The organism is Microbacterium faecale (assembly GCF_014640975.1).
GTDB classification, from domain to species: Bacteria; Actinomycetota; Actinomycetes; order Actinomycetales; family Microbacteriaceae; genus Microbacterium; species Microbacterium faecale.
This window is the reverse complement of the sequence record NZ_BMHO01000002.1, coordinates 95,657-115,356: the sequence shown is the minus strand read 5'-3', so window position 1 is coordinate 115,356 and position 19,700 is coordinate 95,657. Positions and strand designations below refer to the sequence as shown.

Sequence of the window (19,700 nt, the reverse complement as noted above, 5' to 3'; positions counted from 1 at the left end):
ACCGTCCTAACCTCGCCGTCATGTCGAATCCCTTCATCGCCGAGCGCCGGACGGCGGGTCACGCGGCCGTGCATCGCGGCGATGATGCGGCGTTCAGCGCGCGGGAACTCGACGCATACGGTCCGCTCGCCCCCTTCGTCGCGGACGAGCGGGTGACGGACGTGTTCGTGAACGGAGCCGCGGGGCTCTTCGTCGACAGGGGATCCGGACCGGAGCGCGTCGAGGCGTGGCGGGCGTCCGAGCGCGAAGTGCACGACCTCGCCACGGACCTCGTCGGATACGGTGGGCGCCACGTCGATGATTCGGCGCCCCTCGTGGATGTCCGCATGCCGGGCGGCGCGCGCGTGCACGTCGCGCTCTCGCCGATCGCGACGTCCGGAACGGCGATCTCGATCCGCGTGCCGCGTCTCGGCCGCATCGACCTCGCGGGTCTCGCCGCGGGGGGAACCTTCTCCGGCGCGGCGCGCGACTGGCTCGCGCGCCTCGTCGCCGACCGCGCGAACCTACTGATCACCGGCGGCGCCGGGTGCGGGAAGACGACGCTGCTTGCCGCGCTCCTCGGCGCCGCGCCCCCGCACGAGCGCATCGTCACGATCGAGGATGTCGCCGAGCTGAGACTTCCGCACCCGCACCACGTCGCGCTCGAGGCCCGGCAGGCGAACCGCGAGGGGGCCGGGCAGATCGGACTTTCCCGGCTCGTTCGCGAAAGTCTCCGAATGCGTCCGGACCGGATCGTCGTCGGGGAGTGTCGCGGCGACGAGATCCGAGACCTGCTCACCGCGCTCAATACGGGGCACGACGGGGGAGCGGGCACTCTCCACGCCAACGGGATCGCGGACGTCCCGGCACGACTCGAGGCCCTCGGCGCGCTCGGCGGCTGGGACGCACATGCGGTGGCGCGCCAGGCATCAAGCGCGTTCGATGTCGTGCTGCACCTGGCGCGTGATGCCTCGGGGGCGCGGCGTCTGGACGCCGCCGGCACGTTTCGCCTGAGTGGGGATCGTCTGGAGATCGAAGGTGTGACGCCATGGGAGTGACCGTGCGGACGACGGGGGACGCCGCCGGGACGCTTCGGTCGCTCGCGGTGTTGCTCACGGCGGGCGGAGGGCCCTCCTCCTCGTGGCGGCACCTGGCAGACAGCGGCGACGCCGTCGCCGAGCGCATCGTGGCGCGCTTCGATGAGGGGATGCCGATCGTGTCGGCAATCGCCGCCGAACGCACGGACGACGCGGCGTGGGGCGACGTCGCCGCGGCCTGGGAGGTGGCCGCCACCGTCGGGGCCCCGCTCGCAGAGACCCTGCGGTCGGTCGCCGATGCGCTGCGGGACGCCGTCGAAGTGCGAGACGACATCCGCGTCGCGCTCGCGGAGCCTGCGGCGTCGGCGCGGCTGATGCTCTGGCTGCCGCTGCTCGGCGTCATCGTGAGCGCCGGGCTCGGCCTCGACACCTTCTCCGTGCTCTTCGGCACGACCGCCGGCATCATCTGCCTCGTGGGCGGGATCCTGCTGGTCGCCGCCGCTCGCGTATGGACGTCACGGCTCGTGCGACGCGCGCAGCCACCCGACGGCACGCCGGGAATGCACGAGGACCTTCTTGCCTCCGCGCTGTCCGGTGGGGTCTCGGCGGCGCGAGCAGACGAGGTGCTCACGGCCTGCGAGGAATGGTCCGATTCGATCGGCACGGACACGGCGGAGGTCGACAGGGTCCTCGCCCTGTCCCGGGCCTCGGGCGTGCCTGCCGTGGAGCTGCTCCGCGCGGCGGCCGCCCATGCGCGACACCGTGCGCGCACGGCGGGGCGGCTAGCGGGCGCGCGGCTCGGCTCGCGGCTGCTGCTCCCGATGGGGCTGTGCAGCTTGCCCGCCTTCCTGCTGCTCGGCGTCGCGCCGATGCTGCTCAGCGTCGTCGCCGCGACGCCGCTGCCCACGTTCGCCGGATGACCCGACGAACCCACTGAGAAGAAGGGAAGACCGAATGAGAGACCTCTGGACCAATGAAGAGGGGGCATCGACCGCCGAGTACGCGATCGTGACGATGGCCGCCGTCGCGATCGCGGGCGTCCTCGTCGCCGTGATGAGGTCCGGTGCCGTGCGCTCGCTCATCGAGGGCATCGTGGAACAGGCATTGCAGGTGCCATGACCCGCCGCCGGTACAGCGACCGCGGCTCCGCCTCGGCGGAGTTCGCGGTCGCACTCCCTGCGATCGTCGCCGTCATTGCGGTCGGCGCGGCGGCTCTGATGGTCGGTTCGACCCACGTGCGTCTCCAGGACGCGGCGGCCGATGCGGCGCGCCTCGTCTCCCGTGGCGAACCCGACCGCGCGGCGGGATTGGTCGCCTCGTCCGTTGCGGGAGCAGCCGCGGTGATCGGATCCGACGGCGACCTCGTGTGCGTCACGGCGACGGCCGAGGTTCGCGTCGCAGCAGTCGTCGTCCCCGTCATGGCCAGAAGCTGCGCGCTGGACGGGGGCCTGTGATGGCCGGAACCGTCGTCGCGGTCGGCGCGATGGGGTTCACCGCGGCCCTCGCACTCGGCCTGGCCGCCGTGGGCGGCGCAGCCGGCGCAAGCCAGCGCGTGGCGGGCGTCGCCGACGCGGCGGCCCTCGCCGCGGCAGATGCTGCCGCAGGGTTCGCGAGTGGTGCGCCGTGTACACGCGCGACCGACGTCGCGAACGCCGCCGGCGTCGATGTCGCCTCGTGTGTCGTGGACGACCTCACGGCGACCGTCGAGGTCGTCGGATCGTTCGCGCGGATCCCGCTGTCCGCACGCGCCAGAGCTGGCCCGCCTCCGTGAGCTTCCGCATGGCGGGCGCGCGCGCCGACCCCCAGACAGCGGTGTGTATGGTGTGCAACGAAGAAAGGACCCGCTTTGGCAGACGGCAAGAAACTCGTCATCGTCGAGTCGCCCACCAAGATGCGCTCGATCCAGAGCTACTTGGGGGACGACTACGAGGTGCTCAGCTCGGTCGGTCACATTCGCGATCTCGCCGGCAAGCGCGACATTCCTGAGAAGGACCGCGCACGGTACGGGAAGTATTCGATCGACATCGAGAACGGGTTTGCGCCGTACTACGTCGTGAGCGACCGCAAGACGAAGACGGTCGCCGAGTTGCGCCGCGCGCTCAAGAGTGCGAGCGAGCTCGTGCTCGCGACGGATGGTGACCGCGAAGGCGAGGCCATCGCCTGGCACCTCCTCGAGACGCTGAAGCCGAAGGTCCCCGTCAAACGCATGGTGTTCCACGAGATCACCAAGGACGCGATCGAGAAGGCCGTCGAGGACACCCGAGAGCTCGACACCTCGCTCGTCGACGCGCAGGAGACGCGGCGTCTGCTCGACCGGCTGTACGGCTGGGACGTCTCGCCCGTGCTGTGGCGCAAGGTCGGATCCGGCAGCTCGGGCCAGGCGCTGAGCGCCGGCCGCGTGCAGTCTGCCGCGACGCGCATGGTCGTCGACCGCGAGCGTGAGCGGATGGCATTCGTCTCCGCGAACTACTGCTCGATCACGTCGACGGCTGATCACGGCGGAGCCGCTTTCTCGATCCGCCTCGCGCGCATCGACGGCGCTCCGCTCGCCTCGGGACGCGACTTCGACGACGAGGGCAACCTGAAGAAGGCCGTCGTCGTTCTCGACGAGACGCAGGCGACGTCGCTTGCGTCAGCGATCGATCACGCCGGATCCGCGGAGGTCCGCGCGGTCGAGGCGAAGCCCGGAACGCGTCGCCCCTACGCGCCGTTCACGACGTCGACGCTGCAGCAGGAAGCTGGCCGCAAGCTCGGCATGACGGCGAAAATCGCGATGTCGGTGGCGCAGAGTCTGTACGAGCGCGGCTACATCACCTATATGCGTACGGACTCGACGAGCCTCAGCGCACAGGCCGTTCAGGCCGCGCGCTCGCAGGCGGTCGCGCTGTACGGTGACCGAGCGGTGCCCGCGAAGCCCCGCGTGTACGCGTCGAAGTCGAAGAACGCGCAGGAGGCGCACGAAGCGATCCGTCCGTCCGGCGACACGTTCCGCACGCCGAATCAGGTCGCCGGTCAGCTCGGTCGCGACGAGCAGCGCATGTACGACCTGATCTGGAAGCGCACGGTCGCGAGCCAGATGAGCGACGCCAAGCTCGAGACGACGACGATCACGTTCGGGCTGACTGCCGCTGAGCAGCAGCTCGAGTTCACCGCGTCCGGGACCGTCTACACGTTCAAGGGCTTCCTCGAGGCCTACGAGGAGGGCTCCGACGAGAAGCGGTTCGCCGGCGACGAGGACAGGAACCAGCAGCTGCCGCAGGTCGCGTCCGGCGACGTCGTCGCGGTCCGCGAGTCTGAGGCGAAGAGCCACCAGACGTCGCCGAAGCCGCGCTATACGGAGGCCACTCTCGTCAAGGCCCTCGAGGAGCGGGGGATCGGGCGACCCTCAACGTTCGCGAGCATTATCGGCGTGATCCTCGACCGCGGCTACGTACGCAAGCGCGGCCAGGCACTTGTTCCGACGTGGCTCGCGTTCAGCGTGGTCCGGCTGCTCGAGCGGCACTTCGGCGCGCTCGTCGATTACGACTTCACCGCGACGCTTGAGGAGGATCTCGACCGCATCGCGCGTGGCGAGGCCGACCGCGCCGACTGGCTGCACGACTTCTACTTCGGTGGCGAGGGGTACCCCGGTCTGCGGACCATCGTGGACGACCTCGGCGAGATCGATGCGCGTGAGCTCAACGCCACGCGGATTACCGACGTTGCCACGCTGCGGTTCGGAAAGTACGGCCCGTACCTCGAGATTACGGATGCGGCGAACCCCGATGCGGATCCGCGCCGGATCAACGTGCCCGAGGACCTCGCGCCCGACGAGCTCACGAGCGAGAAGGCGCAGGAGCTGATCGACGCACCCGTCGCCGGAAACCGCGTGCTCGGTGAGAATCCGGACAACGGCAAGACGATCATCGTGAAGGACGGACGCTTCGGCCCGTACCTCGAAGAGACAGAACCGGAAGAGCCCGAGGTCGACACCGCCACCGGCGAGGTGACGGACGCTCCGGCGAAGAAGACCACGAAGAAGAAGGCCGCGCCCAAGCCTCGTCGCGCGTCGCTCTTCGCGTCGATGTCACCCGATACGGTCGACCTCGACACAGCATTACGACTGCTGAACCTGCCGCGCACGGTCGGCGAGGATCCCGAGAGCGGCGAGCCGATCACGGCGCAGAACGGTCGCTACGGGCCCTACCTCAAGAAGGGCACCGACTCGCGCTCGCTCGAGACGGAGCAGCAGATCTTCGATCTCACGCTCGATGAGGCACTCGAGATCTACAAGAAGCCGAAGTACGGAGCACGTCGCGCGGCGACGGCGCTGAAGGACTTCGAGAAGGAAGATCCGACCAGCGGCAAGGCCGTACGGATCCGCGATGGTCGCTTCGGGCCGTACGTGACCGATGGTGAGACGAACGCCACGGTCCCGCGCGGAACCGATGTGGCCGACGTCGACTTCGAAGCAGCCGTGCAGCTGCTCGCGGACAAGCGTGCGAAGGGACCGGCGAAGAAGCGGGGTGCGAAGAAGGCACCCGCGAAGAAGGCACCCGCGAAGAAGGCGCCGACGAAGAAGGCTCCTGCGAAGAAGACGACGAGTGCCTCGCGCTCTGAGGCCGCGAAGAAGGCTGCCGCCACTCGGGCGGCGAACAAGGCGGCACGCGCCGCAGAGAACGGATGAGCGGCGACGCGCGCGGCCTCTGGGTCACCTTCGAAGGCGGCGACGGCTCGGGCAAGACCACCCAGGCTGAGCTGTTGCGCGCGTGGTGCGAGGACGAGGGGCACCGTGTTGTCCGCACCCGTGAGCCGGGCGGCACGGATGTCGGGCAGACGATCCGCGAGCTCGTCCTGCATCACCGCGGCGACATCGGGCCGCGCGCGGAAGCCTTGCTCTTTGCCGCCGACCGCTCCCATCACGTCGCAGCGCTTGTCGCGCCGGCTCTCGCCCGCGGCGAGGTCGTGATCCAGGACCGCTACCTCGACTCGTCCGTCGCGTACCAGGGCGCGGCGCGCTCGCTCGGTGCCGAGGAGGTGCGCGAGCTGTCGCTCTGGGCGACGGGGGGCGCGCTGCCCGACGTCACGGTGCTGCTGGACCTCGATCCTGTCGCCGCGCGCGCACGTCTCGACGCGGACGACAAACCGTTCGATCGGCTCGAAGCCGAGAAGTCCGACTTCCACGCGCGGGTCCGCGACGCGTATCTCGCGCTCGCGGACGCCGATCCCGAGCGGTTCCTCGTCCTTGACGCAACCGCTTCCGCGGAGGACCTCGCCGCGCGGATCCGCGAGCGCGTCGCGCCGCTGTTGTGAGACACTAGGAACGTACGCGGATCCTGCGTGCCGGACGGGACGACCCGTTCGACTGCCTGCATCTCGGGGACGACCCCGGTGGGAGAGGATCCCCGCATGGAATGGATCGTGCTGATCGCCTCGGGTCTGCTCGAGGCGGTGTGGGCCACCGCGCTGTCTGCTTCCAAAGGCTTCCGGAAGCTGTGGCCGTCGGTGCTGTTCGTCATCTCGCTGGCCGCGAGCATGGCGGGACTCGCGTATGCGATGAACGCGATCCCGACCGGTACTGCCTACGCGGTGTGGGTCGGGATCGGGGCCGTGCTGACGGTCGTCCTCGCCGTGTTCCGTCGGGAAGAGCGGATGACGATCCTGCGCGGAGCACTGCTCGCGCTGCTCGTCGCGAGCGTCATCGGGCTGAAGGCGGTGTCCTGATGCACTGGGTGATCCTCTTCATCAGCGCCGTGCTCGAGGCCGTCTGGGCGACGGCGCTCGGTGCGAGCGACGGCCTCTCGCGGCCAGTTCCGACTGCCATATTCCTCGTCGCGCTCGCCGCGAGCATGCTCGGACTCGGCTGGGCCATGCGCGAGATCCCGATCGGCACCGCGTACGCGCTCTGGACGGGACTCGGCGCAGCACTGACCGTGGCGTACGCGATGGCAACGGGTGCCGAGCCGATCACGTTCTGGCGCGTCCTCTTCCTCGCCGGCATCGTCGGCGCGGCCATCGGGTTGAAGCTCCTCCCGACGGACGAACGGGGCGGCGACGAGGCGGCCGTGGCGACGGAATAGACTCGACGCGTGGCCACACGTCTTTCGAAGCTCTTCGTCCGTACCCTCCGCGAGGATCCCGCCGACGCCGAGGTGCGCAGCCATAAGCTGCTCATCCGCGCGGGATACATCCGTCGCCAGGCGCCGGGGATCTTCGCGTGGCTGCCGCTCGGGCTCCGCGTGAAGGCGCGCCTCGAGCAGGTGATCCGTGAGGAGATGGAGCGCGCGGAGGCCCAGGAGGTGCACTTCCCGGCACTCATGCCGCGCGAGCCGTACGAGCGGACGGGACGGTGGGAAGAGTACGGCGAGGCGCTCTTCCGGCTCCAGGATCGCAAGGAGGCCGACTACCTGCTCGCGCCGACGCACGAGGAGGCCTTCACCCTGCTGGTGAAGGATCTCTACACCTCGTACAAGGACCTGCCGCTGACGATCTATCAGATCCAGGACAAGTACCGCGATGAGGCGCGACCGCGTGCGGGCCTGTTGCGCGGCCGTGAGTTCACGATGAAGGATGCCTACTCCTTCGACTACACCGATGAAGGCCTCGACCGCAGCTACGAGACGCAGCGCGCGGCCTACGAGCGCATCTTCACGCGACTCGGCATCGAATACGAGATCGTGCAGGCCGATGCCGGCGCGATGGGCGGTTCGCGCAGCGAGGAGTTCCTGCACCCGACACCCGTCGGTGAAGACACGTTCGTGCGCAGCGCGGGCGGGTACGCCGCCAACGTCGAGGCGTACACCACCTCCCTCCCGGAGCCCGTCGCCTCCGACGGCGCTCCCGCCCCGGTGATCTTCGACTCGCCCGGCACGACGACGATCCAGACGCTCGTCGATCACGCGAACGCCGTCGTCCCGGGCGCGCCCGATGGCGGCTGGAGCGCGGCGCACACCTTGAAGAACGTCGTGCTCGCGCTCACGCACCTCGACGGCACCCGCGAGGTCGTCGTGGTCGGTATCCCCGGTGACCGGGACGTGGACGACAAGCGCGCCGAAGTCGCGTTCGCTCCGGCCGCGGTCGAGCCCGCCACGGCGGAAGATCTCGAGCGGAACCCTGGTCTCGTGCGCGGCTTCATCGGGCCGTGGAGCGAGGCGGGCCCCGCGCTCGGCGAGAAGTCGACGACACGCGTGCGCTATTTCCTGGATCCGCGCGTTGTCGACGGCACCACGTGGATCACGGGCGCGAACACCGTCGACGCGCATGTCTACGGTCTCGTCGCCGGTCGTGACTTCACCGCCGACGGCGTCGTCGAGGTCGCGAACGTCCGCGAGGGAGACCCGGCCCCCGATGGATCCGGTCCCGTGACGCTTGAGCGCGGCATGGAGATCGGCCACGTCTTCCAGCTCGGTCGCAAGTACGCCGACTCGCTCGGGCTGAAGGTGCTCGACGAGAACGGCAAGCAGGTCACCGTCACGATGGGGTCGTACGGCATCGGCGTGACGCGCGTGCTGGCGATCATCGCCGAGCTATTCAGCGACGAAAAGGGCCTCATCTGGCCCGAGCAGATCGCGCCGTTCGACATCCACGTCGTCGCGACCGGCAAGGGAAAGGAAGCCTACGACCTCGCAGACGAGCTCATCGCCGGGCTCGAGGCCGCAGGCAAGGACGTGCTGTTTGACGATCGCCTCAAGACATCCCCGGGCGTGAAGTTCGGCGACGCGGAGATCCTCGGCGTGCCGCAGATCGTCGTTGCGGGCCGCGGCGCGAAGGACGGCGACGTCGAACTGTGGGACCGGCGCACGGGCGACCGTGAGACGGTGCCGGTCGCGGAGGCTATCGCGCGGCTCACCGCCTGATCCGGAGCTGGCTCCCGTATGCCAGCGTGCGGGGAACGGCGGCGGGTCAGGTGGGAACTTCGCACGTGTGTCTCGCAGTGGGGGACGCGCAGTGCAGGCTCCGGGGAATTCCTCCGGCTCGTGGAGCAAGGTCTGGGCCTGCGGACGGCGAGTCCCCTGCTCCGAACGATCGCGGCGGCCCGTACCCAGGAACCCGGCTGAGGTCATCGGGTATCGTCATGTCGACACCGGCATGAACGTGAGCTGGTGGGAGAGCTGAATAGGGAGGCTGCTGTGGAGATCGATCTTGCACTTCTGCGTTCGATCGAGCGTGAGAAAGAGATTCCGTTCGACGAACTCGCGGCGATCATCGAGCAGGCGGTGCTCACGGCATTCGCAAAGCACATGACGCAGTCCGGCGAGCTTCCCACGGGTGCGCGCGCCGAACTCGACCGCAAGACGGGTCACGTCGCGGTACTGACGCCCGTCACGGATGACGAGGGCGCCGTCATCGGCGAGGAAGAGCAGAACCCCGAGGAGTTCGGGCGGATCGCCGCCTACGCGGCGAAGCAGGTCATCAGTCAGCGTCTGCGCGACATCGCCGACGACGCGGTGCTCGGGGAGTTCCGCGGCAAGGAGGGCGACATCGTCGCCGGCGTCGTGCAGCAGGGCCCGAACCCGCGCATGATTCACATCGACCTCGGCACCGTCGAGGCGATCCTGCCGCCCGAGGAACAGGTCCCCGGCGAGGAGTACTCGCACGGTTCCCGCGTCCGCGTCTATGTCACGAGCGTGTCGCGCGGAATGAAGGGCCCGTCGATCACCGTGTCCCGCACGCACCCGGGCCTCGTCCGCAAGCTGTTCGCGCTCGAAGTTCCGGAGATCGCCTCGGGCCTCGTCGAGATCACCTCGCTCGCGCGCGAAGCTGGCCACCGCACGAAGATGGCCGTCACGGCGAAGGACCCGTCGATCAATGCGAAGGGTTCATGCATCGGCGAGCTGGGGCGCCGCGTCCGCGCGGTGCAGGATGAGCTCGGCGGCGAGAAGATCGACATTGTGGACTACGACGCCGACATCGCGACTTTCGTTGCACACGCACTCTCGCCCGCGAAGGTCTCCTCGAGTTTCGTGCTCGACGAGAAGACCCGGGCCGTGCGCGCACTCGTGCCCGACTATCAGCTGTCGCTCGCGATCGGCAAGGAAGGGCAGAACGCCCGTCTCGCCGCCAAGCTGACGGGCGCGAAGATCGACATCCAGCCCGACAGCGTCCTCGACGACTAGCGCCGCGACGCCGGCCGACGCGATCATGTCGCGTCGCGAGAGGTGTAGGATGGAACCTGTACGAACGTGCGTCGGATGCCGCACGCGCGACTCCCGATCCGCTCTTCTGCGGGTGATCGCCTCCGAATCCCACCTCATCCTCGATGAGGGTGGTTCGGCGTCGGGGAGGGGCGCGTGGGTGCATCCGGATCACAAGTGCGCGGAGCTGGCCATCCAGCGCCGCGCTTTCGTGCGAGCACTCCGTGTGCCGGGACCACTCGACACGCAGACACTCACAGAACGGCTGAACAGCTATGGAAAACAAGTGAACGGCTCGAAATGAGACCCGTCCGCCTTTAGAGGTCTGCCCTGCCTGGGCAGACTCGCCCAGACAGGAGAATTGTGGCTAAACCACGCGTACATGAGATCGCGGCTGAGATTGGCGTCGACAGTAAGACGGCCCTCGCGAAGCTCAAGGAGATCGGCGAGTTCGTGAAGAGCCCGTCGTCGACGATCGAACCGCCGGTCGCGCGCAAGCTGCGCGCCGCGTTCGAAGCTGAGGGCGGCGCGAAGCCGGCCGAGGACAAGAAGCCGGCCGCCAAGCCGGCGCCCAAGGCGCCGCAGAAGGCGACCCCCGCGACGCCCGGTTCGGCAAAGCCGGCGCCCGCGGCAAAGCCGGCGCCCGCGTCGAAGGCGGCCGCCCCGAAGGCCTCCTCTGCCCCGTCGCCCGGTGCGGTGAAGCCGCAGGCGCCGAAGCCCGCCCCGAGCGAGGCGAAGCCGCAGGGCACGTCCCAGCCGCCCCGCCCAGGTCAGGCGCGCCCCGGCAACAACCCGTACTCCTCATCGCAGGGGATGGGTCAGCGCCCGGGCGGACCCCGCCCCGGCAACAACCCCTACTCCTCCGCGCAGGGCATGGGCCAGCGGCCGAGCCCTGGCAACATCCCGCGTCCGCCCAAGCCTCAGGCCCCGCGACCCGGTGCCCCCAAGCCGGGTCGTCCCGGCGGCCGGGGTCGTCCCGGTGCCGGCGGCGGCCGTCCCGGCGGCGCGCCGTTCCAGCAGCGTCCGGGGGCTCCCGGCGGCGGCCCCGGCGGAGGATTCCGCCCGGGCGGCGGCTTCGCCGGTCGTCCCGGACCCGGTGGCCGCCGCGGCGGCACGGCCGGTGCGTTCGGAAAGGGGGGCGGCAAGTCTCGGCAGCGTAAGTCGCGTCGCGCCAAGCGCCAAGAGTTCGAGATGCGCCAGGCGCCCATCGTCGGCGGCGTCAAGGTTCCGCGCGGCGACGGCGACACCGTCATCCGCATGCGGCGCGGCGCGTCGATCGCGGACTTCGCCGAGAAGATCGAGCAGATGCACGGAGTTCCGGTTCCTCCGGGAAACCTCGTGACAGTGCTGTTCCACCTCGGTGAGATGGCAACCGCGACCGAGTCGCTCGACGAGTCGACGTTTGAGGTGCTCGGCGCCGAGATCGGCTACAAGGTCGAGGTCGTCTCGCCGGAGGACGAAGACAAGGAGCTCCTCGGAAGCTTCGGTCTCGACCTCGAGCAGGAGCAGCTGGACGAGGACGACGAGGATCTCGAGATCCGTCCGCCCGTCGTGACCGTCATGGGTCACGTCGACCACGGTAAGACGCGTCTGCTCGATGCGATCCGTAACACCACCGTCACTGAGGCCGAGGCTGGCGGCATCACCCAGCACATCGGTGCCTACCAGGTGTGGACCGAGCACGACGGTCACGACCGCGCGCTCACCTTCATCGACACTCCGGGTCACGAGGCCTTCACGGCGATGCGTGCCCGTGGTGCCGACGTGACCGACATCGCGATCCTCGTGGTCGCGGCCGATGACGGCATCATGCCGCAGACGGTCGAGGCGTTGAACCACGCCAAGGCCGCGGATGTGCCGATCGTCGTCGCGGTCAACAAGGTCGACAAGCCCGAGGCGAACCCCGCAAAGGTTCGTTCGCAGCTCACCGAGTACGGTCTCATCGCGGAAGAGTACGGCGGCGAGGTCATGTTCGTCGACGTCTCGGCGCGTGAGAACCAGGGGATCCAGCAGCTCCTGGACGCCGTGCTGCTCACCGCTGACGCCGGTCTCGACCTTCGCGCGAACCCCAACAAGGAAGCACGCGGCATCGCGATCGAGGCGAAGCTCGACAAGGGACGCGGATCCGTCGCGACGGTCCTCGTTCAGGGCGGAACCCTCCGCGTCGGCGACCCGATCGTTGCGGGCACGGCCTTCGGCCGCGTGCGCGCGATGATCGACGAGCACGGCGAGCGCGTGCAGGAGGCGGCGCCCGCTCGGCCCGTCCAGGTTCAGGGACTCAACTCGGTGCCACGCGCCGGTGACCTGTTCCTCGTCCCCGAGGACGACCGCACGGCCCGTCAGATCGCTGAGAAGCGTGAAGCGGTCGAACGTAACGCGGCCCTCGCGAAGGCCCGCAAGCGCCTGTCTCTCGAGGACTTCACCAAGGCCCTCGAGGAAGGCAAGGTCGAGTCGCTCAACCTCATCATCAAGGGTGACGTCTCCGGTGCCGTCGAGGCGCTTGAGGAGTCCCTCATGAAGATCGAGGTCGATGACAGCGTGCAGCTGCGCATCATCCACCGCGGAGTCGGTGCCATCACGGAGAGCGACATCGACCTCGCCACGATCGACAACGCGATCGTGCTGGGCTTCAACGTTCGTCCCGACACGAAGGCCCGCGAGGCTGCTGCGCGTGAGGGCGTCGACGTGCGCTTCTACAACGTCATCTACAACGCGATCGACGACGTGGAATCCTCGCTCAAGGGCATGCTCAAGCCGGAGTTCGAAGAGAAGCAGGCCGGTCTGGCCGAGGTGCGGGAGGTCTTCCGCTCCTCGAAGGTCGGGAACATCGCCGGTGTGCTCGTCACAAGTGGAACGATCACGCGCAACGCCAAGGCGCGCATCATCCGCGATGGTGTCGTGCTCGCCGACGGTCTCGCGATCGAATCGCTGCGGCGATTCAAGGACGATGTCACCGAAGTCAGGACCGACTTCGAAGCCGGTATCGGCCTCGGCAAGTACGAGGACATCCAGGTCGGCGACGAGATCGAGACCATCGAGATGGTCGAGAAGCCGCGCGACTGATCGCGTAGCGTAGAACGCACATCTCGGCGCTGCCGGGCGGCATCCGCGCCGCCCGGCAGAGCCGTCCCGGAAAGGGGAAGATCATGGCCGGTTCAGAACGGCAGGCACGCGTCGCCGACCGCATTCGCGTGGTCCTCTCGGAGCGCCTGCAGAGGGGGCTTCGGGATCCGCGCCTCGGCTTCGTCACGATCACCGACGTGCGCGTGACGGGGGACCTGCAGCACGCCAGCGTGTTCTACACCGTGTACGGCACCGACGAGGAGCGCGAGGGCTCCGCCGTCGCGCTCAAGGCCGCGACCGGCCTGCTCCGCAGTGAAGTCGGCCGCAAGCTCAACACCCGCCTCACGCCGACGCTCGAGTTCATCTCCGACGCGCTCCCTGAGGAGGCGTCGCACATGACTGAGCTGCTTCGTCAGGCGCGCGAGCGCGACGAACAGGTGCACGGGCTCGCCGCCGGTGCGCAGTACGCCGGCGACGAGGATCCGTACAAGCACGAATCGTAAGGCGGACTGCGGCCGGATCTTGCGTGGGGCCCGCGTGCCCTCAGCGGCGGGGGAGGTGAACGAGGTCTCCGTCCGGCTCGATGAGGCCGTCGTCGTAGAGCGACGCGAGAGCGCGGTCGCGTTGGCGCGGGTCGTGCCAGCTGGTGAGCAGCGCTTCTTCGGGCAGCGGATCGGGCGCGGCATCACGCAGTGCCTTCAGCACCAGGCCGCGCGCCTGACGGTCGCTGCCTTCGTACCTCGCCTGCTTGCGGCGGGTGTCCGCTGTCCAGGGCGATCCCGCAGCGACCCACGCGCACATATCGCGCACGGGGCAGACGTCGCAGCGCGGTGAGCGAGCCGTGCACACCACCTGACCGAGTTCCATCATGGCCGCGTTCATGACGGCGGCGTCGATGTCGGCGTGGGGGAGAAGGCCTGACATCTCGTCGAGATCGCGACGGTGTGCGGCGTCGGGGTGGGTGCGGCCGTGAATGGCTCGTGCGATCACCCGTCGCGAGTTGGTGTCGACGACGGGATGGCGGTCGCCGTAGGCGAACACCGCGACCGCGCGTGCCGTGTAGTCACCGACGCCGGTGAGTGAGAGCAGTTCGTCGACGTCGCGGGGGACGACCCCGTCGTGACGGTCGCGGATCTCGACGGCCGCCCGGTGCAGCCAGAGCGCGCGTCGTGGGTACCCGAGGTTCGCCCACTGAGTGACGGCCTCTGCGGGCGAGGCCCCTGCCAATGCGTCGGGGGTCGGCCAGCGCTCGAGCCATGCTTCGAGCATCGGAATCACCCGTGCGACGGGCGTCTGCTGCAGCATGAACTCGCTCACGAGTGTGCCCCAGGCACCGAACCCGCTGCGCCGCCAGGGAAGCTCGCGCGCCGTCTGCCGGTACCAGGGGACGAGGACGTCGGCGAGGCGGCGAGAACGCATCCGATCAGTTTATGTCGAGCGGATCGTGATGGAACGGTTGCATTATCGGGGGGATTCGTGACCTCCCCGTGCTTTTCGCCGCGTACGCTCGAAAAGGAATCCCCCACGTGACTCAGGAGGCAGCATGACGCACCCGCGCGCCCGCCGCGCGGCCGCCGTCACGGCCGCCGCTCTCCTGGCCGCGAGCGTACTCGCCGCGTGTACGTCCGATGTTCCGGCCGTTCCGGAGAGCTCCGCGTCGACGTCGATCTCCCCGACGACGCCCGGTGTCACCTCGCCGACGCCGACGCCGACCGAGACCCCGGCGGATGACCCGTCGAACGCCGACAGCTGGGTCGTGTCGACCGAGGGCATCGGTCCCGTCGCGGTCACCGCGAACTTCGACGACGTGCTCCACGAGATTGAGGACACCGGCGTGGGCCCGTTCGACTGCGACGGCGTCGCCTATGGGTTCGCGAAGGACAACGCGTACGACATCATGGTGATCAAAGATCGCTACGACGGCACCGACGAAATCGTCGAAGTGAGCGTCGGCTGGAACGGCGACACCATGGGAGTCGGACCGCGCACCGCTGAGGGCCTCGGCCTCGGATCGACGAAGCAGCAGGTGCTCGGCACGTATGAGAGCGCCGAAGAGGTCACGTCCGTCATCGCCAACCGATCGTTCGTGAACATCGCCGACGACAACGGCGACGGCACCCTCGTCTTCTCTTACCTCTCCGGCTATGACGGCGCTGTCGGCGTCTCCGTGATCACGGGCAAAGAGCCCGCGTACGAGCCCTGCGCCTGACGGTCGCCCCCGCGCCTGACGGCCGCTGAGTCGTCGCGGGCGCCTGCGCGACGGTGGTCCGATCGCGGCGGGCATCGATGAGCGCTGCGCCCGCCGGCGATGGTCGACGCGGAGCGCCGAAGCTGGTGTCTGCCATCGGTTGCAATAGCAGCGCCTGCTCGGTAATGTACGTAAAGTGAACCGGATGTTCACATTGAGTATTATTCACCAGGCTGCAACGGTGCAGGCCTCGCCCTCGTCTGGCACCCGCTCCTGGATCAGCTGCACGGCACAACACGCTGCCTGACAGGCGGGAGGCGATCCTCATCGACGCGACGCGAACAGACGGTGCCCACACCCTCACTCGAGCACTCCGGCTCGTTGAGGATCTGCGGGACGTCAAAGACCTCGAACGTCACCACGCCCATCTCTACAGCGAAGGTGATGTCGCGGGTCTGCTCGATCTGTACACCGAGGACGCCGTCCTGAACTGGGGCGAGGAAGAACGGCAGGGCCGTGCCGAGATCGGCACATGGCTGGAGCAGGACATCGCCAGGTGGAGTGGGGACGCGTCCCTCATATTCGCGATCGTCGATCAGCCCCTGGTCACCCTCTCGCGAGGTGCGACGCAGGCAAGCGGTCGCTGGCAAGGTCTGCGGTTCCTCGGCGACGGTCAGGGGGACGCCCGTATCGAAGCGGGCATCTTCCAGAACGAGTACCGCCTCGACGGTGGCCAGTGGAAGATCTCCCTCGTGCGGTTCTTCCCGCAGTCAAGCGGGGCCTACCGTGAGGGGTGGACGAACTCCGACCCGGCCGGACTGCCGATCATCCCGACGCATTTCACGCCGGACGACGCTGGAACGCCGATACCGGACGTTGAGCGGGTGACGGCCTTCGGACCGGAGCCGGCTCAGGCGCTTGCGAGGCGCATCGCCCGGCTCAACTCCGAAGACGACGTCCGAAATCTCCAGCACGCGTGGGGGTACTACCTCGATCGCAGGATGTGGACCGACGCCGAGGAGCTCTTCACCGCTGACGGACGAATGATCGTCGATGGCACGGAGTACCAGGGACGAGGCGGGATCCGCCAGGCCCTGGAACTCATGGGCCCCGAGGGGCTGACCGACGGCGTGCTCAACGACCACGTCATCTTCGACACGGTAGTGGAAGTCCAGTCGAACGGCCGGGACGCCCGCTCCCGCGGCATCCAGCTGGGGCTGCTCGCCGCCGGAGACGGGGCGGGGCAGTGGGAGTTCTCGGCGTTCGAGAGCATTGCTCGCAAGATCGATGGGGTCTGGCAGCTCCAGGAGATCTCGGTGACGACCCTCGCGCGCGCTGACTACGATCGCGGTTGGGGCGATGGGCGGGACGTGTGTCGTCATGCTCGTCTGGCACCGCCACGACGCCTCGAGCGGCGTGTGCTCACGGGTCCGGCGTCGGCGGAGGGCGACGATGCGACCGAGGACGCCCCCGTGCTCGCCGATCTCGAACGGCGCCTGTCGCGCTCTCGTGCGTACGACGCAGTCGAGAACATCTCGGCGGCGTACGGGTACCACCTCGATGACTTCCAGTGGCCCCGAATGGCGGCACTCTTCGCCACTCGAGGACACAAGCAGAGTCCGTTCGTCGGCTACTACGTGGGGAAAGACCGAATTCTCGAAGCGGCCACGGCCGCGCACGGCGCGCCGCGCGCCCTCGATGCACGACGGGAGCGCCTCGTCGTCCACTGGCGACCACAGAGCGTCATTCTCGTCTCCCACGATGCCCGTTCCGCGACCCTGCGGACGCGGCTCTTCCAATCGCGAACCGCCCCGGAGATCCTCCGCGAATGGACCGGCTTACACAGCGGCAGCTACGCGAACGACCAAGCGGTGCTCGAGGACGGCGTGTGGCGCCTGTGGAGTATCACGATCGACGAGTACTACTTCATGTCGCCGAGCTGGTCGGGCGGCTGGGCGTCAGCACTTCCTCGCGCATCGAATGCGCCGAATCCTCCGACCCGGCCCTGGGCCGAGGCCTGCCCGCCGGACATTCCTCTGTCGGCGATCGGCGACCGCGCGCGGGGCTTTCGCGGAGGCCCCGGAAAAGCGCTGCAGTGGCCGGAGATCGTACCCATGTGGTTCCACTATCGGAACCTCGTCAGCGGGCGCGTTCCGGAAAACTACTGGCCGGACTGCGTCCCCGGTGCGGTGGCACCCGAGCTGAGTATGGTCGCGCACGGATACGAGATGCCACCGACGGGCCCCGCGGGAGAGGGACGTGACGGTCATAGGCGAGACGAGCCTCTCACGGGTTCGGATCAGCGAGAGGTCGTCGGTGACGATGAGCACGGAGAATCGCATGCAGCGTGAGCCGGATGTGGTGGCCGTATCCATCAGCTCTCGAGGGAGGTTCATGTCATGAGGGCGTTCGTGTTCTACGTCGCCAAGCTGCTGTTGTCGTCGTTCGTGCTGTTCATCGTGGTGCTGACGGTGCTGTTCTTCCTTCTGGAGCTGGCTCCCGGTGATCCGGTGCAGACGCTCGTCGGTGACGCCCCGATCTCGCCGCAGTTCGAAGCCCAGATCAACGCGGCATACGGCCTCGACCTCCCGTCGTGGCAGCGCTACTTCATCTACATCGGCAACGTGCTGAGCGGAAATCTCGGCTACTCGTTCGGAACGAACAACGAGCCGGTGCTCGGGCTCATCCTCTCGCGCGCCTGGAACACGCTCGCGCTGGGCGGACCGGCCTTCATCATTTCGACGGCGGGCGGCATCTTGCTCGGCTCGATCGCCGCACGCACGCGCCGCAAGTGGCTCGATGGTGGGATCTCCGGCGGTGCCGTCGCGCTGTTCTCGATCCCCAACTTCTGGTTCGGGATGGTCCTGATCATGGTCTTCGCGCTCTGGCTGGGCTGGTTCCCGACCCAAGGGAAGAGCCCATACGGACAGGACGGCATCGCGTGGCAGTACGCCGTGCTGCCGGTCATCACGATGGCGACGACGGAACTGGCCTACAAGGCCCGAATCATGCGTTCATCGATGATCGAAGCGCTCGGCCAGGACTTCATCGACACCGCACGCTCGAAGGGGCTATCTGCACAGTCCGTCCTGTGGCGTCACGCTCTGCCGAACGCGCTGTTGCCAATGGTGACGGTGGCGGGGTACAGCTTGGGGTTCCTTTTCGCCGGCTCCGCGCTCGTGGAGAGCGTGTTCGGCTGGCCCGGGATGGGACTTCTCCTCGTCGACGCCATCCACCAGCAGAACAACATGGTGGTGCTCGGTGTCGTGATCGTCCTGACAGTCACGATCATCATCGTGAACATCCTCACGGACATCGTCTACGGGCTCGTCGATCCACGCCTGCGAGGCCGGTTCGCGCGGAAGCCCTCCGTGAAAGTTCCCGACCAGGAGGTGTCGGTATGAGCACCACCGAAGACACGGCCGCCGAAGCGACAGGCGGTCGCATCCCGCTCACCGAGCCGATCGCTGCTCGACGCACGAGGCGCTCATCCCCGTGGCGGGTGTTTCTTCGCCAGCCGTCGACGATCGCTTTCCTCATCGTGCTCGCCGTTCTTGCGGTGCTGTCGTTCATCGGCCCCTATTTCGTGGGAAGCCCGGTGGATACCGGCAGCCCGGTCCTCAAGGCACCGAACGCGGACCACCTGATGGGAACCGACATGCTCGGCCGCGATTACTTCGCGCGTGTCGTCAACGGCGGCCGCATCTCGCTCTTCGTAGGGTTCGGCGTCGCATTCCTCTGCATGACGATCGGCCTCGTGATCGGCGGACTTGCCGGATTCTACGGAGGGTTCTTGGACGCCGCCCTCGTCAAGATCGCGGAGTTCTTCCAAGTGCTGCCCGGACTGGTGCTCGCACTCGTCGCCGCGGCCCTACTCGGCTCCAATATGTGGATCCTCGTTGTCATTCTCGCGATTACGATGTGGCCAGCTGTCGCTCGTATCGTCCGCGCGGAAGCGATGCGGATCTCGCAGCTCGGGTATGTCGAGTCTGCGGAGGCAGCCGGCTTCCGCGGGATCCGCATCATCTGGTCGGATGTGATGCCGAACGCGATGCCACCAGCACTCGTTGCGACGAGCATGACCGTGGGCCGGGCGATCCTCATCGAATCCGGCCTGGCATACCTGGGAATCGGCGACGCCAACAACCCGAGTTGGGGTGCGCTGTTGAACTCGGCGCAGGGATATATGCAGACCGGGTGGTGGCTCGCCGTGTTCCCCGGTCTGCTGATCTTTGCTGCGGTGCTCGCCGTGAACATCCTCGGCGACCGCCTGAACGACGCGCTCAATCCGACGGTCGGGCGAGTGAAGTGAGAGGGGTA

At 68.2% G+C, this 19,700-nt stretch carries 19 protein-coding genes and 1 pseudogene; 19 read left to right on the top strand and 1 reads right to left on the bottom strand.

Going from position 1 to position 19,700, the window contains the following annotated elements:
- Positions 1-20 precede the first annotated feature (20 nt).
- The 14 genes from IEW87_RS13495 to rbfA all read left to right on the top strand — a co-directional run bounded on the left by IEW87_RS13495 (position 21) and on the right by rbfA (position 13,695).
- On the top strand, positions 21-1,037 hold the full coding sequence (locus IEW87_RS13495) for a TadA family conjugal transfer-associated ATPase (protein WP_188712920.1): 1,017 nt from the start codon (positions 21-23) through the stop codon (positions 1,035-1,037).
- Positions 1,028-1,936 carry a type II secretion system F family protein gene (locus IEW87_RS13490; RefSeq protein WP_188712919.1) on the top strand — a complete coding sequence of 303 codons (909 nt, stop codon included), beginning with the start codon at positions 1,028-1,030 and terminating at the stop codon, positions 1,934-1,936. The genes IEW87_RS13495 and IEW87_RS13490 overlap by 10 nt, the downstream gene beginning before the upstream one ends.
- 34 nt (positions 1,937-1,970) lie before the next feature.
- Positions 1,971-2,135: a DUF4244 domain-containing protein gene (locus IEW87_RS13485; RefSeq protein WP_188712918.1), complete on the top strand. Its 165-nt coding sequence runs from the start codon at positions 1,971-1,973 to the stop codon at positions 2,133-2,135.
- Positions 2,132-2,470: a TadE family type IV pilus minor pilin gene (locus IEW87_RS13480; protein ID WP_188712917.1), complete on the top strand. Its 339-nt coding sequence runs from the start codon at positions 2,132-2,134 to the stop codon at positions 2,468-2,470. Before IEW87_RS13485 ends, IEW87_RS13480 begins: the two co-directional genes overlap by 4 nt.
- The gene (locus IEW87_RS13475) at positions 2,470-2,787 is read left to right on the top strand and encodes an Rv3654c family TadE-like protein (protein WP_188712916.1); all 318 of its coding nucleotides are present in this window, start codon (positions 2,470-2,472) and stop codon (positions 2,785-2,787) included. The genes IEW87_RS13480 and IEW87_RS13475 overlap by 1 nt, the downstream gene beginning before the upstream one ends.
- Before the next feature lie 75 nt (positions 2,788-2,862).
- Positions 2,863-5,682, top strand: coding sequence for a type I DNA topoisomerase (topA, locus tag IEW87_RS13470; protein ID WP_188712915.1), 2,820 nt, complete (start codon positions 2,863-2,865; stop codon positions 5,680-5,682).
- Complete coding sequence (gene tmk / locus IEW87_RS13465) at positions 5,679-6,308, top strand: dTMP kinase (RefSeq protein WP_188712914.1); 630 nt, start codon at positions 5,679-5,681, stop codon at positions 6,306-6,308. Before topA ends, tmk begins: the two co-directional genes overlap by 4 nt.
- Positions 6,309-6,404: 96 nt before the next feature.
- Positions 6,405-6,719 carry a DMT family transporter gene (locus IEW87_RS13460; protein ID WP_188712913.1) on the top strand — a complete coding sequence of 105 codons (315 nt, stop codon included), beginning with the start codon at positions 6,405-6,407 and terminating at the stop codon, positions 6,717-6,719.
- Positions 6,719-7,075 (top strand): DMT family transporter, encoded by a 357-nt coding sequence (locus IEW87_RS13455; protein ID WP_188712912.1) that lies wholly within the window; start codon positions 6,719-6,721, stop codon positions 7,073-7,075. The genes IEW87_RS13460 and IEW87_RS13455 overlap by 1 nt, the downstream gene beginning before the upstream one ends.
- Positions 7,076-7,084: 9 nt before the next feature.
- Positions 7,085-8,851, top strand: a complete 1,767-nt coding sequence (locus IEW87_RS13450; RefSeq protein ID WP_188712911.1) for a proline--tRNA ligase — start codon at positions 7,085-7,087, stop codon at positions 8,849-8,851.
- A 273-nt stretch (positions 8,852-9,124) separates the two neighbouring features.
- The gene (gene nusA, locus IEW87_RS13445; protein ID WP_188712910.1) at positions 9,125-10,111 is read left to right on the top strand and encodes a transcription termination factor NusA; all 987 of its coding nucleotides are present in this window, start codon (positions 9,125-9,127) and stop codon (positions 10,109-10,111) included.
- A 25-nt stretch (positions 10,112-10,136) separates the two neighbouring features.
- Positions 10,137-10,433, top strand: a complete 297-nt coding sequence (locus IEW87_RS13440) for a YlxR family protein (protein ID WP_188712909.1) — start codon at positions 10,137-10,139, stop codon at positions 10,431-10,433.
- A gap of 59 nt (positions 10,434-10,492) precedes the next feature.
- Positions 10,493-13,192 carry a translation initiation factor IF-2 gene (gene infB / locus IEW87_RS13435; RefSeq protein ID WP_188712908.1) on the top strand — a complete coding sequence of 900 codons (2,700 nt, stop codon included), beginning with the start codon at positions 10,493-10,495 and terminating at the stop codon, positions 13,190-13,192.
- A gap of 83 nt (positions 13,193-13,275) precedes the next feature.
- Positions 13,276-13,695 carry a 30S ribosome-binding factor RbfA gene (rbfA, locus tag IEW87_RS13430; protein WP_188712907.1) on the top strand — a complete coding sequence of 140 codons (420 nt, stop codon included), beginning with the start codon at positions 13,276-13,278 and terminating at the stop codon, positions 13,693-13,695.
- 40 nt (positions 13,696-13,735) lie between these two features.
- On the opposite strand, the gene IEW87_RS13425 is transcribed toward rbfA, so the two are convergent.
- Positions 13,736-14,611 (bottom strand): iron-sulfur binding domain-containing protein, encoded by an 876-nt coding sequence (locus tag IEW87_RS13425; protein WP_188712906.1) that lies wholly within the window; start codon positions 14,609-14,611, stop codon positions 13,736-13,738.
- A gap of 124 nt (positions 14,612-14,735) precedes the next feature.
- Between IEW87_RS13425 and IEW87_RS13420 the strand changes: the two genes are divergently transcribed.
- The 5 genes and pseudogenes from IEW87_RS13420 (at position 14,736) to IEW87_RS13400 (ending at position 19,692) form a co-directional block, all read left to right on the top strand.
- Complete coding sequence (locus tag IEW87_RS13420) at positions 14,736-15,401, top strand: hypothetical protein (RefSeq protein ID WP_188712905.1); 666 nt, start codon at positions 14,736-14,738, stop codon at positions 15,399-15,401.
- 212 nt (positions 15,402-15,613) lie between these two features.
- Positions 15,614-16,072 (top strand): annotated as a pseudogene (locus IEW87_RS15245) (nuclear transport factor 2 family protein); the annotation flags it as partial.
- Positions 16,073-16,132: 60 nt separating this feature from the next.
- On the top strand, positions 16,133-17,731 hold the full coding sequence (locus IEW87_RS13410) for a nuclear transport factor 2 family protein (protein ID WP_188712904.1): 1,599 nt from the start codon (positions 16,133-16,135) through the stop codon (positions 17,729-17,731).
- Positions 17,732-17,779: 48 nt separating this feature from the next.
- A complete protein-coding gene (locus IEW87_RS13405) occupies positions 17,780-18,784 on the top strand; it encodes an ABC transporter permease (RefSeq protein WP_188712903.1) in 1,005 nt (334 codons plus the stop codon).
- Complete coding sequence (locus IEW87_RS13400; RefSeq protein WP_188712902.1) at positions 18,781-19,692, top strand: ABC transporter permease; 912 nt, start codon at positions 18,781-18,783, stop codon at positions 19,690-19,692. The genes IEW87_RS13405 and IEW87_RS13400 overlap by 4 nt, the downstream gene beginning before the upstream one ends.
- Positions 19,693-19,700 lie beyond the last annotated feature (8 nt).

Coding starts and splice junctions, on each gene's coding strand:
- IEW87_RS13485 (WP_188712918.1), top strand. CDS start 1,971: ATGAGAGACCTCTGGACCAATGAAGAGGGGGCATCGACCGCCGAGTAC.
- IEW87_RS13440 (WP_188712909.1), top strand. CDS start 10,137: ATGTCGCGTCGCGAGAGGTGTAGGATGGAACCTGTACGAACGTGCGTC.
- IEW87_RS13400 (WP_188712902.1), top strand. CDS start 18,781: ATGAGCACCACCGAAGACACGGCCGCCGAAGCGACAGGCGGTCGCATC.
- IEW87_RS13455 (WP_188712912.1), top strand. CDS start 6,719: ATGCACTGGGTGATCCTCTTCATCAGCGCCGTGCTCGAGGCCGTCTGG.
- IEW87_RS13475 (WP_188712916.1), top strand. CDS start 2,470: ATGGCCGGAACCGTCGTCGCGGTCGGCGCGATGGGGTTCACCGCGGCC.
- IEW87_RS13495 (WP_188712920.1), top strand. CDS start 21: ATGTCGAATCCCTTCATCGCCGAGCGCCGGACGGCGGGTCACGCGGCC.
- IEW87_RS13480 (WP_188712917.1), top strand. CDS start 2,132: ATGACCCGCCGCCGGTACAGCGACCGCGGCTCCGCCTCGGCGGAGTTC.
- IEW87_RS13490 (WP_188712919.1), top strand. CDS start 1,028: ATGGGAGTGACCGTGCGGACGACGGGGGACGCCGCCGGGACGCTTCGG.
- IEW87_RS13460 (WP_188712913.1), top strand. CDS start 6,405: ATGGAATGGATCGTGCTGATCGCCTCGGGTCTGCTCGAGGCGGTGTGG.
- IEW87_RS13420 (WP_188712905.1), top strand. CDS start 14,736: ATGACGCACCCGCGCGCCCGCCGCGCGGCCGCCGTCACGGCCGCCGCT.
- IEW87_RS13425 (WP_188712906.1), bottom strand. CDS start 14,611: ATGCGTTCTCGCCGCCTCGCCGACGTCCTCGTCCCCTGGTACCGGCAG.
- IEW87_RS13405 (WP_188712903.1), top strand. CDS start 17,780: ATGAGGGCGTTCGTGTTCTACGTCGCCAAGCTGCTGTTGTCGTCGTTC.
- tmk (WP_188712914.1), top strand. CDS start 5,679: ATGAGCGGCGACGCGCGCGGCCTCTGGGTCACCTTCGAAGGCGGCGAC.
- rbfA (WP_188712907.1), top strand. CDS start 13,276: ATGGCCGGTTCAGAACGGCAGGCACGCGTCGCCGACCGCATTCGCGTG.